We start from the raw sequence: 15,450 nt of genomic DNA on the forward strand, positions 1-15,450 counted from the left end.
TTTTGATTCAGTTTCTCTATTTATTCCGTATAAACGTGTTTCATAAGTCAAAACTTTCCGTTTAACTTACTCACGATGTTCGTAATTTCGAGTTAATACTCAAATTTTCCCGACTTATGGCACGGCACACTCCCGTATCAGGATATTGGTTAACTATTACTTGCATTTAATAAGATAAGCTGTAATATATATGTATTAACAAACATATGTTTAATTAAACATAAGAAAAGAGGAAGAATCTTGAACTATTGGCTATTAACTTTAACCTTTATCAGTGTTAACTTAGATTTTTTTTTCATGCTTATTTTTTTGCTGAAGAAGAATAGACTATTACGTGTCATGTTAGGATACTTACTAGGAAATCTGATTTTGTTAATTGCTAGCTATGTACTTGGGAGGGCGTTAGCAGTTTTTTTACCAGAGTGGGTATTAGGAATATTAGGAATTCTGCCAATTTATATGGCCTTTCATGATGATGACGATGATGAAAAAACTACTAACCATAAGTCACAGGTATTAAGCGTAATGTTTACTTATTTATCCGTATGCGCTGATTGTAATCTTTCAATTTTCTTACCAGTATTGGTTGGTGAGAACCTAGGACATTTTCTATTGACCTTAGTATTTATTAGTATATTAACTATTTTGGTAGTCTTCTTAATTAAGCTAGTTGCCGATATTCCAATCGTTTCTAAAGTGATGGCAGCGTATGGTGAAAAACTGATGAAAATTTGTTATGTCGTTATTGGTCTGTACGTCTTTTGGGATAGTGGCTTGATCAGTCATTTAAGCGCATTATTTTAATTATGATGGAAAATTTTATCTGCAATAATTTTTCTCATTTGTATATCGTTAATCTGAAACTAGCAAGTAATACTAATTCCATTACTTTCAGCTAAGATTGAATATTGAGTTTAGTCCCTAATTCACCAGCAATGAATTCTAATCGTTCTTTTTGTGCAGTCGTGAAATAATGGTTACGGCGATAGGCAATACTTGCAATTAGCTGCGGTTGAACTTTATCCAGCAGCGGAATACTGACAATGTTGGGCTGATTATTTTGTGCAACTTCGGAGAGAATAGTGATCCCGATATTTTGTGAAACCATATCCATTAAGAAGCTCACATTATTGGTTTCGAGACCAACATTTAGCTGCAATTTGTATGTTTTAGACAAGATTTGTGCAACCTTTAAATGAACAAAGTTTTGATTTAATAATATGAAGTTTTCATCTTTTAGCTCAGAAAAGTAAACACCCTTTTTCTGTGCTAAGGGATGTTTTTTTGAGACGAAGATGTGAAAGCTGCTTGTTGCAAAATTTTGGATAATTAAGTCGTTTTGAGTAGGTTCAGTGAGTTCTTCAGTGCTTAGTGAACCAATCAAAGCAGCATCGATTTTACCATTTTTTAGGGATCTTCTAAGACTGTTGGATCCTGATTCGTAGATTTTGATATGATTTAGTAACCCCCTGTCATTAAGCCTTTCTGCAATCTTGTAAAAATATGTATTTTCAATGATAGAGGCCAATCCCAAGTTGAAGACTTTTGTACCGAGCCGCTTAATTTCCTTTTTTGCAGCTTCGAATTCATTAATAATTGTAATTGAATGTTGAAATAGTTGTTCCCCTGCAGGTGTGATAATGAGTTCTTTGCGTGCTGATTCACGAATCATCAATTTTGTATCAAACAATGTTTCTAAGCGCTTAATTGAATTACTAATAGCTGGTTGACTAACATTATAGAACTTAGCAACTTTGGAGAAATTTTTTAGTACATACAATTTTCTAAAATACTGGATATCTTGAATATTCATAAATCTAACATTCCTTTCTAATAACAGATAGTTATAGCTTTTATTAAGTTTGATTATACTCTTACTAATAATATATCCTATAAGATGTTTTTTACACAGATATTAAAATGCAGGTATGTTAGTACAAATTTTGTTTGATGAAGGAGAAAAAATGTCAACAACAGTAGAAGAATTAAACGCAGTTGTCGGAAAAAAACATGTTATTACAAACAAAGCTAAGTCACTCCGCTTTCGAAAAGGATATCGGTCAGGCAAAGGAGATGCGTTGGCTGTTGTATTTCCAGCTAATCTGGTAGAACTTTGGCAAGTGTTAACGATATTACATCAGCATGATCTGATTATCATCATGCAAGCTTCCAATACAAGCTTAACAGAAGGCTCAATACCTGCAGACGGATATGATCGTGAAGTTGTTGTGGTGAGTGGGCATCGCATCAAGAGCTTGCAGTTGATTAACCATGGAGAACAAGTCTTAGCGTTCCCGGGAACAACATTATTTAAGTTGGAGAATGCTTTAAAACCGATTAACCGTGAGCCGCATTCTGTAATTGGTTCATCGACCTTGGGTGCTTCCGTAGTTGGGGGAGTCAGCAATAATTCTGGCGGTGCATTAATTCGCCGTGGGCCTGCGTATACTGAACTATCATTGTATGCAAGAATTGACGAGAATGATGAACTTCATTTAGTTAATCATTTAGGGATTGACTTAGGTACAACACCAGAGGAAATTCTAACTAACTTAGAGCAGCGCAATTTTGACATTGATAATGTAAAAAAAGCTGAACATTATGGACATATTCCAAATTATCAGGCACGCGTCCGTGATATTGAGGCTGATACACCAGCACGGTATAACGCTGATCCACATCAATTATATGAAGTCTCAGGTTCAGCGGGCAAAGTGGCCACTTTTGCAGTTCGGCTTGACACCTTCCCCAAAGATGGCACATCACAAGTTTTCTACATCGGTACCAATCATCCTAGTGTCTTTGAGGACTTACGACGTCATATTATGAAGAATTTTGAAAACTTACCTGTTTCAGGAGAATACATGCATAGCGAGGCATACACCTTAGCTAAAAAATATGGCAAAGATTCATTAATCGTTATTGACAAGCTTGGAACGGATTTCTTACCATATTTGTTTTCTTTAAAATCAACGGCAGAAAGAATATTGGGTCATTTTCATTTTATCAAACCATATCTTCCAGATAGGGTTTTACAAAAGTTGGGTATGTTATTCCCTAATCAATTACCAAAGCGCTTGGAAGAGTTTCATGAGAAATATGAACATTACTTGATCTTAAAAATGGAGGGTGCGGGTATTCAAGAAGCACGCGAATATTTGAAAGATTATTTTCAAACTGCTGAAGGTGACTATTTTGAAGCTACTGCTAAAGAAACGAAGAGAGCCGAGCTGCACCGCTACGTAACAGCTGGGATTGCAATCCGATATCAAGAAGTCTTCCAGGATACAATTACTGATATCTTGCCTATTGATGTTGCATTGAGACGCAATGAATATGACTGGTTTGAGAAGCTGCCAAAAGAAATTGAGGATAAGATTGAGCATAAGTTATATTATGGACATTTTTTGGACCATGTGATGCACCAAGACTATATTCTAAAACCAGGGGTGGATCCACATGAATTAAAAAAAGAAATGTTGAAATTATTAGATAAGCGTGGTGCGATTTATCCTGCAGAACATAACGTTGGTCATCTGTATAAGGCCGCACCAGCATTAGTTGCACATTACAAAAAGAATGATCCAACAAATAGTTTTAACCCTGGTGTTGGTAAGACAACAATTGAAAAGTACTGGGGCGAGTATTAAGAGTATTAAATAAATAATACATGTACTTGAAAATAAGGGAATCGAGTCAAAAACTGAATTTTGATTCAGTTCCTTTATTTGGTACATATTATCTGGATATTTGAAAAAAGTAATGCACTTAAAATTCAGAATTTAAAATGATAGTAAAAGTTTGCTTAGATTGCCTTACAACATATAATCTGAGAGAATATTGTGTTACACAAGAAATTTTTATTATGGAGAGCTTATCTAGATTTGAGATGTAGTTTGTAGTTTATTATAATAAGAACTTAGGACTATCCATAATAATAAATTATATGTCAGTTAGGTTGTGTATTACGTGAAGAGTTTTTTAAAAAAAGAAAATTTTATCCTTTTGTTTTCGACAATTGTGCTTGGAATGATAGTCGGAACTAGTTCGTTATTGTTGAGCCTCTTATTAGATGGAGTTGAAAGATTATTTCTTAGCTTCCAAGAGGATGCAGCAAACCCGGCATCACTAGAAATACTTCCGGTGCATCGGCTTTTTTCAGTTTTTATAGGTGCCATAATTGCTGCGATTATTTGGTGGATTATTAGAATAAAAGTCAAAAAAACAGTGACCATCGCTAAAAGCTTAGCCGGTGAGAAAATGCCTCCCATACAGACGGCGATACATGTAATGACCCAGATTTTCTATGTAGGTACAGGTGGTTCAGTTGGACGAGAACTCGCACCAAGAGAAGCTGGAGCAATGTTGGCGCAACGTTGGAATGATTTGCTGAATAGGCTACATCTTGAGTTATCAGAAGATGACAGCAGACTGTTGATTGCGGCAGCAGCAGGTGCAGGCTTTGCGGGAATCTATAGTGCACCCATTACAGGAATGCTTTTTTGTGTAGAAATACTACTCAAGAAGGTAACTAGGAAGACAATTGTTGTAAGTCTGATTATGTCAGCAATAGCAATGCTTATGGGCACAATTGTCAAGGGATTCGGACCATATTATCTGGTTGGTAATCAACAATTTTCACTGACTTTTTTAGTATTTGTATTTTTCGTGGCACCACTTTGCGGGATACTAGGTGGAATTTTTCGGAGAAGTTTCAAATGGGCAGGAAAGTCTCAAGCAAAGGGCAAGAATATCTTATGGCAATTACCACTGATGGGATTGGTGACAGGATTAGCTGCACTCTCATTTCCGCAAATTATGGGAAATGGACGGGCATTAGCACAATTGTCCATTGATACTTTTAATCAGCAAATGATCTGGATATTACTTATCGGAGCATTTGCAAAGGCTGCGATTACTGTGTTCACTATTCATGCAGGTGCTTCTGGCGGAACTTTGACACCATCAATTGCAATTGGAGCAGTAATCGGAACTATTTTAGGAATTATATTTCATTCTTTTTTTATTGCTGTTCCGATTTGGCAATGTTCTATATTAGGTGCATGTACATTGCTGGCTGCTTCACAACAGGCACCACTGATGGCTTTGATGATGATTATTGAAATCAGCCATCTAAATTATTCTGCTTTTTTACCACTTGGAATAGGTGTTGCATTGGCAATTGCAGCTTCAAAGCTAATTCCAGAATATTGATCTATGAACACATTTAGCAAAAAAAAGCAATCATTAGTTCAAGATCTTTAAAATTAGGGTTTGGCTAAATGTAGGAAGGGTCTGAGTCAAAAGTTAACTTTTGACCCAGACCCTTCTGTTCTATTACAAATAAATGTGTGTCATAAGGCAAAAATCACCTTGTATTTAATTTTAAAATACTCAATTCAACATTAAATCTAGGATAAGTATTCCTCGAAAGAAACTCCTAGTCGTGTTGCAATCGACTTAATCTCAGAAATTGTAGCATCGTCGACTTTGATTCCATTTTCTTTCGCATCAAGATAACTAATTTGTTCTTTGTCGCCGTGAACATAGATTGTATGTCCCGGGACAGCGGGTAATTCACGAATTTCTTGCAGGTAATCAGAAAAACGAGTAATGATAGCTTCTTTATTGCCAAAAATAGCAGGGTCGATTGCAATAAAACTTTGACAAGGGCCGATTTCAGGGTTACTGCCATCATTTTCAGATGAGACATCACCTTGCGAAAGGATCGAAGTAAAGATTTCTACGATTATTCCTAGTCCGAACCCTTTGTGACCGCCAGTCAATTCAGAAATACCTCCGAGTGGGGTCAGGCCAACATTTGATTTGGGAACACGAAGTAAGTCCAAATCCTGATTATTGGTATGATCATGGATGGGATTAACACCATCTTTAGCTACCCAAAATGCAGGAAGATCTTTCTCTAATTTGCGGTAGACTTCAATTTTCCCTTGTGGGACAGTAGTGGTTGCAAAATCAAGTATGAAGTTATGTGGATGAGCAGGCATTGCAAAGCCGATTGGATTAGTACCTATGAATGGCTGAGTCGAGTTGGTTGGCACCATGCCAGGACGAGAATTGGTTGAAGACATTCCAATTAATCCTTTTTCTGCAGCCATATTTGCATAGAATCCAGCTATTCCATAATGTCCAGATTTCTTTGTAGTCACAATCCCAATTCCGTGTTCTTTTGCCTTTTTGATTGCAAGCTCCATGCTATAGATACCATTCAATTGACCAATTCCAAAATGAGCATCAATAACAGCACTAACATTAGTTTCCTTTACAATTTCGGGAATACTATTAATCTTAATTTTACCATTTTGAATGAACTTATCGTACATCGCCATACGTTGGACGCCATGTGATTCAATCCCGTGCATGTCAGTATAAATCAAGGTATGTGCGATTTTTTCACTATTAGCAGCAGAAAAGCCATAAGCCTCATAGATTTTAAGGACAAGTTGCTGCATTTTTTTGCTATCATATTTTTTAATCATAATTAATCAACCTTTCATTCTTAATTAGGAGAATTATATTGACATTCTAGCATAAAAAAGATGTATCTAAGATAAGGATTTGTGAAGTTAGTGGGGATATTTTATGAGTAACAGGAGAAATTACATTTTTGAATTTATGAGACGGGATTAGCTGGAAATAACGTAATGTAAAATGAAAATGTGTCAATATGAGCAAATTGTATATATTACCTGGTTATTAAGAAATAAACATGGCTAATAATAAGAGATTATTGCACATGATATATTTGACAAAGAATTCACAAGGAGTATGATGATCAACTGTAAGAAGGGGGAAGAGAGAATGTTGAGTTTGTCAAAACCAAAGATACCTTTTAGAACAATTGTTTGGAAGAGTATATGGTATGGTTTTATTGCAGGTATGATTTCAGGAATGGTCAAAATCGGGTGGGAGAATATTTTACCTCCGCGCACTTTGGCTAGAAATGCCACGAATCCGCCACAGCATTTATTGGAACAATTTGGAATGTCTTCAAAAGCTGTTCATGCGTTTGTTTATTATTCTACGGATCAAAAAGTATATTTTGTTGCACTAATTATTCATTTTGCATTTTCAATTGTTTTTGCGGCATTATTCATCTTTTTGGCACAGTATTGGAAGAAAACAACAATGTGGCAGGGAGCTGCATATGGTATTGTAATCTGGGTTGCTTTTCATATTATTATTATGCCCGCAATGGGAACTGTTCCAGCTGCTTGGAACCAACCATTCGACGAACATTTTTCGGAATTTTTCGGACATATTGTTTGGGCATGGTCAATCTATGCAGTTGCAGTTTGTTTAGCGAAAAATGAGAAGAAAAACAAGTTAGAGAATTTATAATTACTAAGGTCCATGGGAGTTGGGAGTGTGCCATAAGTCGGGAAAATTTGGGTACTAACTCGAAATTACGAACATAGCGAGTACTTTGCTATGAGTAATTCGAAGTTGGACGGAGAGTTTTGACTTATGAAACACGTTTACAGGGAATAAATAGAGGAACTGAATCAAAATTTAACTTTTGAAATGCTCTATAATAGTTAGACAAAAATCTAATTATTATGGAGCACTTTTTTATACTCAGAATAATACCAAATTCTGTTGTGTGTTGTCGTAATCTTTTTTTTGTTATAATAAAAGAAATTAGAACCTTTGAATTCAATAATAAAAAAGAGCGATTTATAGAATTCGATTGGAGGAAAAATATGATCAAAAAACCAATTATTGGCATTTCAGGAAGCATTATCAAAGATCAGAGGGGAATATTTCCAGGATATCAACGTGCGTATGTAAATAATGACTATATTAGAGCTGTAAATAACAATGGCGGAGTTGCGCTAATTTTACCAACAAGTCCAGCTGAAACAGCTAAGCAAATTATTGCCGCGATAGATGGCTTGATTCTTTCGGGGGGACAGGATGTGAATCCTTTTAATTATGGCGAAGAAATTCAGCAGAAATGCGGCGCAATTTTTCCGGCGCGAGATGATTTTGAATTTGCACTGCTTGAGGCGGCAGAAGCTAAGAAAATCCCGGTATTGGGCATTTGTCGTGGTGCACAAATAATTAATGTTTATCGAGGGGGAACACTATATCAGGATATTTCTTATCGTGCTGAACATACAATACGACATTTTCAGCTTCAAGATCCACCAATTCCAACACATAAGATCGGAATTACAGTAAATTCATTGTTGGATAGAACTATTCAAAAAGATAGTATGCTTGTTAATTCATTTCATCATCAGTTAGTTAAATCTGTGCCAGTGAGTTTACAGATTTCGGGGACGACTTCTGATGGTGTAGTTGAGGCATTAGAAGATGCTAGCTTTGAATTCTTTTTAGGAGTGCAATTTCATCCGGAAATGTTAATTGACAGCGTTCAAAGTGCGAATCAGATATTCCAAAAGCTGATCGAAGTTGCGGCAAAGGATTAGGGTAGATTATTTGTTGAGCAATTAATGTTGGAAATTGGGGGAATCATCATGAAAAAGGGGAAGAAATCGAGTTTATTGCTGATTTTATTATTGGCAAGTCTGCTAACAGCATGTGGAAATCAAAAACAAGCAGCAAGTTCTAGCAAGAAAGTAACATCGGAGCAGACTTCGGCAGGGAAACGTTCTAAAACTTCTCAAAAAAGCAGTAGTAAACAGAGCTCTGTTGTCACAGCATCCACTAGTCAAGAAACTTCTAGTGCAAGTAAATCTTCATCCAGCAGTAATAATAACGTTAACACAACACGGCTGAGTACTTTTAATCAACAATTGCATAACGCTTTGGGAGACGTGCTCTTACCAACTGTCGATGGGTTAGGAACCGGTAGTGACAAATTAAATGTGCGGTATGAAGGAAACCAAGCTAATTATACGATTAGTTATAGCGTTGGCAGGGTTGCGCGTCAATTCAACGATACGGCAATCTCAACGGAAATTCCATATGTGCAGCTTAAAAAGACCTCTTATGGTACTTTAAATGATGCAAGTGCACAGGTTGCTTATGTGAGTCAAACTGATTTGAATGGGCTGCCTACTATAGATTTAGGGCATAATATGATAGGTTATGAAGACGCAGGGGCAGGACAAAGGTACCTTTCATGGCACGAAGGAAAATGGTCGTTGACTGTTCATGCAACTGCAGTCAACCAACAAGATCCTCAACCTTTAGCTGTGCAAATTGTAAATCTGTTAGAATCATATCGATTGCCTGCGCCTACACAATATGGAGCAATTAAAGCCGATGTTGGTAATTCGTATGGTAGTCGTAATCAAGTAATTACATGGCAACAAAATAATGTAGTGTATCAATTGAGTGCACATGATATTACAACGGCAGTTAAGATGGCGGCTAGTATGAAATAATTAAAGACAACAGAAGATTTGAAAAAACAATAAAGATTAGTCTTTTTCAAGTTTTGTCCACAATTACTTAATATTTGTGTGTTATTTTAGAACTATGGAACAATGTAGAAAAAATGTTTAGTTTGTGTATCAAAGGTATTAAATTAGTGACTGAAGGACTGAATAATATGGAAATATACGGTGCTTATGGAAATTATCTTCCAGAAATAAAAGATGAAATTATGCATAAAATTGACGAGCTTAGTCAAAAAGTTGAAAAACAAGATGGTGAAAAGCTGTATGAACACTTGATTGGCAGGATTAAGTGTTCATACAGCATGATTGAAAAGTGCCAAAGAAAAGGGTTGGATCTTACGCCTAAAAGTGCGCTTAATGATTGTAAGGATGCAATTGGAATTAGGATTGTATGTAATTTTATTGATGATATCTATAAACTGGTTGGCTTTTTGAAAATACAAGATTGGTGCGTTGTAGTTAAAGAAAAAGACTATGTTTCAAAATCGAAGCCTAATGGCTATCGGAGCTATCATCTGATTATCAAGGTTAGTTGCCCATATCCCGATATTAATGGTCGTATTCCTGGTAATTATTATGCTGAAATCCAACTAAGGACAATTGCCATGGATTCTTGGGCAAGCTTGGAACATGAATTGAAATACAAACATAATATTAAGAATCCAGAGCAAATCGGCAATGAGCTAAAGCGCTGTGCAGATCAATTAGCTTCGTGTGACGTACAAATGCAAACAATTAGGCAAGTAATTCATGAATATGATTAGGGAGTGACTTGATGAGAGTGTTACTAGCTGAAGATGAAAAGGAATTATCAAGAGTCTTATGTGCTGCTATGCAGAGTAAAGGATACGAAGTTATTCCGGTATATAACGGAGTAGAGGCAGTGAAAAAGGCCGAAGATGAGATTTTTGATGCTATGCTTTTTGATGTCATGATGCCAGTGATGACAGGGATAGAAGCGGTACAAGAAATTCGAGCTGCAGGGAATCAAACATACATTATCATGCTGACCGCAATGTCAGAAGTTGATGACAAGGTTACAGGGTTGGATGCCGGTGCAGATGATTATGTGACAAAGCCGTTTTCCCTAAAAGAACTGCTGGCAAGATTAAGGTCTTTAGAGCGAAGAAATGAAAAATATACCGAAGATACTTTAGACTTTGGAGACATAACTCTAAAAAATACGGAACAAAGATTGGAAAGTTATAACTCTATCAGCTTATCTGTGGAAGAAACTAAATTATTGAATATATTGATTTTAAATTCTCAAAAAAAGTTGGATAATAAGGCGCTGATTGAACACACATGGGGGAAAAATGAAAAAATTGACACAGAAATGCTCTGGATTTATATTTCTTATTTAAGACAAAAACTGCAATCTGTCAATGCACACGTAGGTATTTGTGGCAATAAAGGAGGACCTTATCAACTTATTAATAACAGTGAGGAGGATCCTAAATGATCCAAAAAATCCGTTATCGCTTTATCTATATGTCAACTATCGCGCTATTCATTGTATTAGTGACACTCATTGGTGGCATCGTAGGAGTCTCATACTATAGAGCAAAGCAACAAATTGATAATGTACTCATCATACTTCTGCAAAATAATGGAAAAATAAATTCGCAAATTAACACACAAAATGTTAAGAAACGTTTTGGACCAACATTTAATCAGGAAAGTTTATATCAGTATCGCTACTTTAGTGTTTCATTCAATAGCAAAGGGAAGCAGGTTTCGCTGGATAACTCACATATTGTTAGTGTACCTAGTGAAACGATATCTAGTCTAGGCTACCAAGTTTTTAGGAGTAAGCGGCAGTCTGGTTCTGTGCGGTCTGTGGTATCGAGTTATGCTTATAAAACTTCAAAAAAGAACGGGAAAACAACAATTGTTTTTCTTGATCAATCTGTAATTATGGAGAGTACTAATAATATTGTGAAGGTAGGTATGATTCTAGGAATAACAAGTCTAATCCTATTCACTCTGATGTTAATCGCTGTATCTAGACGTGCAATTAGGCCAATCGTATTAGCAGACAAGCGGCAACGAGAATTTGTAACCAACGCGGGGCATGAGTTGAAAACACCATTATCTATAATTAAGGCTAATAATGAGCTGCAAGAAATGATAACTGGACAAACAGAGTGGACTGTAAGTAATGATCAGCAGGTTAATCGCTTAACACAGCTGATTAATAACCTGATTTCGTTAGCTCGCATGGAAGAGCAGCAGCAACTAGATTTGTCGGTGATTGAGGCATCAGGCATACTTGAGCGTGCAACAAAGAGTTTTAAGTCTGTTGTTGTTCAGCAAAATAAGCAATTTAAAATTAATATTTCCCCTGACCTTAAAATAAATGCAGAAGAAAATAGTTTTCTTGAGCTCTGCAATATTTTGCTTGATAATGCAAATAAATATTGTGATGATGGTGGAACCGTTAGTGTGGCGCTTGTTCCTGATAAAAAACTCAAGAAAGCAACTTTAATGGTGGGGAACACCTACGTTAAAGGCAAGAATAGTAATTATAGTAAATTTTTTGAGCGCTTTTATCGCGATGATAAGTCCCGAAATAGTGCTAAAAAGGGTTTTGGAATAGGCCTTTCAATGGCAGTGAGTTTGATTGATGCATTTAATGGAAAGATAGGAGTACGTTATCAAAAAGAAACTATTTTTTTTAATGTTACGTTCAAGCTGGTAAGATAGAAAGAGTGCATTACTTTTTCTTACTAATTTCTTTTTTTATGCGGTAAACTGTTCCATGGCTAATTCCATACTTATTAACTAAGTATGGTACAGAATATCCATCATCAAGTCCCTGTTTTATCGCAAAATAAACCTTTCTTTTTTGTGGGCTTGGTGAATCAGCACTGTATAGAACGGGGCGTCCTTTGTAGACGCCTCGTTTTTTTGCTAGCGCAATTCCTTCGCGTTGCCGTTCTCTAATTTTTTCGCGTTCACTTTGAGCTTGGAATTTAAAGACTGTTACTAAAATGTCTGTCAGCATGTTTCTTAAATTTACATCGGGCACATTTGAAAAATCGGGTAAATCCAAACTCTGTAATGACGCTCCTCTTTTTTTGATGTACTGAATAATTTCTGTTAAATCATCAGCGTTTCTTCCGAGTCGGTCTAGACTTGTAACGTAAACAATATCATTCTTTTTAATACAGTTTAATAAATTTAAAAGTTCGAAACGATTATTGATATTTTTTCCAGATTCTTTTTCTGAAAAAATTTTTTCGACAGGAACCTTTTTTAGTTGTTCAATTTGCCGTGCTAGATTCTGATCTTTTGAAGATACTCGTACATAACCAAATTTCATATAATAACATCCCAAATAAATAATTATGAATATATTCATGCGTTTCTGATATTCATATTCTACTATGGGTAGACCCTTATTGCCATAAGTTTACTATAAAATATACCATATGTTAATGCCAAATAGGGAAAAAAATTAACAATTATTGTGTATAATTATTAGATTTGAAAGCGTTTTTTAAGACAATATATAAAAATCGATTCTTTTCTTGTGAAAAAAAATATTTTTTAAATAAATTATTGAGGAATTAAAGACAAAATAATTTCAAATTTGGGTCTACCCTAATAAAAATTTGATGTAGAGGAGAAATAAAGATGATCACAGACAGTCAGGGTGATGAGTATACAAAAAAATTATTTAATAATTTATTCTTTTGTTTACAGCCAATTATTAGAGAATACGAAGGAGTCAAAACAAATGAATATGAAATCTTATTAAGAGAGAAAAAAAATCAAAATTTTCCGAAGATGAGTTTGAATATTTGAGTCAAGACAACAGAAGAAATGAAATGTTAATGGCATGGAGTTATAGTAAAATTAAAAGAATTTTGGAACTGAACTCACAATGGATACTCTGGGTAAATATTAGTCCGCAACAGCTTACGTTTAAATCGACATATTTATTTTTAGAAAATTTAAAGAAGTCCAGGAAAAATATTAAGATAGAAATAACTGAACAGCTGCCAAATAACAGGGCAGTCAATAAAACGAAGACAATCAAATGTATAGCGGATATAAAAAAGCTGGGATACGAGCTTGCACTTGATGATATTGGTTCGGGATGTAATACACTACCTTTTGTTCTAGAAAATATTATGCAAATTAAAAGGGTAAAATTATCATTAGTTTCGCTTAGATTACTTAGTCAAGAAGCAACACTATTATTAATTAAATTTTGGAAGTTAGTTGCTGATGAAGCAAAGCTAGAATTTGTGGTTGAAGGAATTGATTCTGATAGTCTAAATTTGTTAATTGCCAGCAGAGGTGTTAAGTTGCAGCAAGGTTTTTTATGGCAGGATCAATTTAAATTTTTTGATTAAAAAAGATCCCCTTGAGCCAAATTTTTTTGATTCAACTTTTTTGGGGATCATTATATAATTAATCTGTTAAGGAATACTATTTTATTTAATTTAATTATTAGGATGTGTCTTCCAAAATATCAATGACATAATAACCAAGAAGAGCGCGCCAACGATTACTGAAATTCTGGTCTCTGGATTGAAGAACATAAACAATAAGGTTAGAGATAATGCTAAAAGTGCAAAGTAACTACTAAATGGATACAAAGGTAACTTGAAGGGATGATTTGTTAATTCATCCTTTTTTGTTTTGCGGAACTTCAACTGACTAAGTAAGATTACAAACCATGGAACCATTCCTGGAAGTACACTTGAACTATAGACTAAGACAAAAATATTGGAACTGCTTTTGATAAAGTAAGGTAGAATTTCATTTAGTATTAGACCAAGTAAAATTCCCAAGGAAATTGTGAAAACAGGTAGGACAGGAACGCCTCTTGCAGATAATTTTGTAAACTTAGCATTGATTTCCTTTTTTAAACCAAGTGTATAAAGCATGCGGCTGGAGCTGAATATTCCGGAGTTGCAACCGGACATTGCCGCTGTTACAAGCACAAAATTGATGATGGCCGCTGCAGCTGAAATCCCTACACGAGAGAATGTTTCGACAAAAGGAGAGCCAACTTTAGCCAACTGATTCCACGGATAGATTGTAACGATGACGAAAATCGAACCAATATAAAATAACAAAATACGAGCAACGATAGATTTAATTGATTTGACAACTGTAACTTGTGGATTTTTAGCTTCACCGGCAGTAATTCCAATCACTTCGATTCCTTGATATGAGGCAATTACAATTGAAAGCGCGAAGATAAAGCCTTTGAAACCACCTGTGAAGAATCCACCATGAGACCACAAATTAGAGAAACCAATTGGATGCCAATTATTTCCTAGGCCTAATAGAATCACGAGTGCCCCTAGAATCAACATAAAAATAATTGTTAAAACCTTAATTAGTGCAAACCAAAATTCAAGTTCTCCATACGCTTTAACGGAGACGAGATTTGCAATACAAAGCGTAATAATGACAATTGCTCCTGAAATCCAGCCAGGTAGATTCGGCCACCAATAATTTAAATACTGACCAACGGCAATTACCTCACTGATACCAACTACTAAGTATTGAAAAATATTGCTCCAAGCAGTGAGATAACCTGCAAGAGGATGAATATATTCTGAGGCATATTTTGCAAAGGATCCTGTTGAAGGATCAACATAAAGCATTTCTCCAAGTGCACGCATTACTATGTACAGCACCAACCCTGCCAAGCCATAAGCCAATAAAACGGAGGGACCAGTCCATTTTATTGTAGCGGCAGAACCCATAAAGAGTCCGACACCAATTGTACCGCCAAGGGCAATCATCTGCATTTGACGTGAAGATAAAGCACGTTTTAATTCCTTGTTGTTTCTTTTCACTAAGTACACTCCTCGTATTATATAAATTAATTCTTTTATAAAAAAAGAGAGCTGGGTCAAAAGTTAAATTTTGATTCAGTCCTTCTATTTATTCCGTATAAACGTGTTTCATAAGTCAAAACTCTCCGTCTAACTTCGAATTACTCATAGCAAAGTACTCGCGATGTTCGTAATTTCGAGTTAGTACTCAAATTTTTCCGACCTATGACACACTCCCTATCCTAAATAATTGC

General features: G+C 35.5%; 15 protein-coding genes. 11 read left to right on the forward strand and 4 right to left on the reverse strand.

Annotation, left to right across the window (positions count from 1 at the left end; genetic code table 11):
- The first annotated feature begins 237 nt into the window (after positions 1–237).
- Positions 238–804, forward strand: a complete 567-nt coding sequence (locus tag ABF682_RS07095) for a cadmium resistance transporter (RefSeq protein WP_415619426.1) — start codon at positions 238–240, stop codon at positions 802–804.
- A 91-nt stretch (positions 805–895) separates the two neighbouring features.
- Here ABF682_RS07095 and ABF682_RS07100 read toward each other — a convergent pair whose 3' ends face one another.
- On the reverse strand, positions 896–1,813 hold the full coding sequence (locus ABF682_RS07100; RefSeq protein ID WP_289981274.1) for a LysR family transcriptional regulator: 918 nt from the start codon (positions 1,811–1,813) through the stop codon (positions 896–898).
- A gap of 151 nt (positions 1,814–1,964) precedes the next feature.
- Here ABF682_RS07100 and dld point away from each other — a divergent pair, with 151 nt between their 5' ends.
- Together dld and ABF682_RS07110 are read left to right on the forward strand one after the other, a co-directional pair.
- Positions 1,965–3,650, forward strand: coding sequence for a D-lactate dehydrogenase (gene dld, locus ABF682_RS07105; protein WP_289981276.1), 1,686 nt, complete (start codon positions 1,965–1,967; stop codon positions 3,648–3,650).
- A 379-nt stretch (positions 3,651–4,029) separates the two neighbouring features.
- Positions 4,030–5,214 carry a chloride channel protein gene (locus tag ABF682_RS07110; RefSeq protein WP_415619427.1) on the forward strand — a complete coding sequence of 395 codons (1,185 nt, stop codon included), beginning with the start codon at positions 4,030–4,032 and terminating at the stop codon, positions 5,212–5,214.
- Positions 5,215–5,411: 197 nt separating this feature from the next.
- Here the strand turns inward: ABF682_RS07110 and ABF682_RS07115 are convergent, their stop codons facing one another.
- Positions 5,412–6,500, reverse strand: a complete 1,089-nt coding sequence (locus ABF682_RS07115; protein ID WP_415619387.1) for an Ldh family oxidoreductase — start codon at positions 6,498–6,500, stop codon at positions 5,412–5,414.
- Between the two features lie 322 nt (positions 6,501–6,822).
- On the opposite strand from ABF682_RS07115, the gene ABF682_RS07120 reads away from it, so the two are divergent.
- From ABF682_RS07120 to ABF682_RS07145, 6 genes are all read left to right on the forward strand, one after another.
- Entirely contained in the window at positions 6,823–7,362 is a 540-nt protein-coding gene (locus tag ABF682_RS07120; protein ID WP_289981320.1) for a YagU family protein, read from the forward strand.
- Between the two features lie 362 nt (positions 7,363–7,724).
- A complete protein-coding gene (locus ABF682_RS07125) occupies positions 7,725–8,456 on the forward strand; it encodes a gamma-glutamyl-gamma-aminobutyrate hydrolase family protein (protein ID WP_415619388.1) in 732 nt (243 codons plus the stop codon).
- Between the two features lie 48 nt (positions 8,457–8,504).
- Positions 8,505–9,377, forward strand: a complete 873-nt coding sequence (locus ABF682_RS07130) for a hypothetical protein (protein ID WP_415619389.1) — start codon at positions 8,505–8,507, stop codon at positions 9,375–9,377.
- Positions 9,378–9,544: 167 nt separating this feature from the next.
- Entirely contained in the window at positions 9,545–10,156 is a 612-nt protein-coding gene (locus tag ABF682_RS07135; protein ID WP_415619390.1) for a GTP pyrophosphokinase, read from the forward strand.
- Positions 10,157–10,167: 11 nt separating this feature from the next.
- Positions 10,168–10,854, forward strand: coding sequence for a response regulator transcription factor (locus tag ABF682_RS07140; protein ID WP_289981308.1), 687 nt, complete (start codon positions 10,168–10,170; stop codon positions 10,852–10,854).
- On the forward strand, positions 10,851–12,098 hold the full coding sequence (locus ABF682_RS07145; protein ID WP_289981307.1) for a sensor histidine kinase: 1,248 nt from the start codon (positions 10,851–10,853) through the stop codon (positions 12,096–12,098). The genes ABF682_RS07140 and ABF682_RS07145 overlap by 4 nt, the downstream gene beginning before the upstream one ends.
- A gap of 10 nt (positions 12,099–12,108) precedes the next feature.
- On the opposite strand, the gene ABF682_RS07150 is transcribed toward ABF682_RS07145, so the two are convergent.
- Positions 12,109–12,717 (reverse strand): recombinase family protein, encoded by a 609-nt coding sequence (locus ABF682_RS07150; RefSeq protein WP_415619391.1) that lies wholly within the window; start codon positions 12,715–12,717, stop codon positions 12,109–12,111.
- A gap of 314 nt (positions 12,718–13,031) precedes the next feature.
- Here ABF682_RS07150 and ABF682_RS07155 point away from each other — a divergent pair, with 314 nt between their 5' ends.
- A complete protein-coding gene (locus ABF682_RS07155; RefSeq protein ID WP_415619392.1) occupies positions 13,032–13,202 on the forward strand; it encodes a hypothetical protein in 171 nt (56 codons plus the stop codon).
- Positions 13,203–13,225: 23 nt separating this feature from the next.
- A complete protein-coding gene (locus tag ABF682_RS07160; protein ID WP_415619393.1) occupies positions 13,226–13,756 on the forward strand; it encodes an EAL domain-containing protein in 531 nt (176 codons plus the stop codon).
- 90 nt (positions 13,757–13,846) lie between these two features.
- Here ABF682_RS07160 and ABF682_RS07165 read toward each other — a convergent pair whose 3' ends face one another.
- A complete protein-coding gene (locus tag ABF682_RS07165; protein ID WP_415619428.1) occupies positions 13,847–15,169 on the reverse strand; it encodes an amino acid permease in 1,323 nt (440 codons plus the stop codon).
- Positions 15,170–15,450 lie beyond the last annotated feature (281 nt).

The organism is Liquorilactobacillus sp., from assembly GCF_047719775.1.
Classification (GTDB): domain Bacteria; phylum Bacillota; class Bacilli; order Lactobacillales; family Lactobacillaceae; genus Liquorilactobacillus.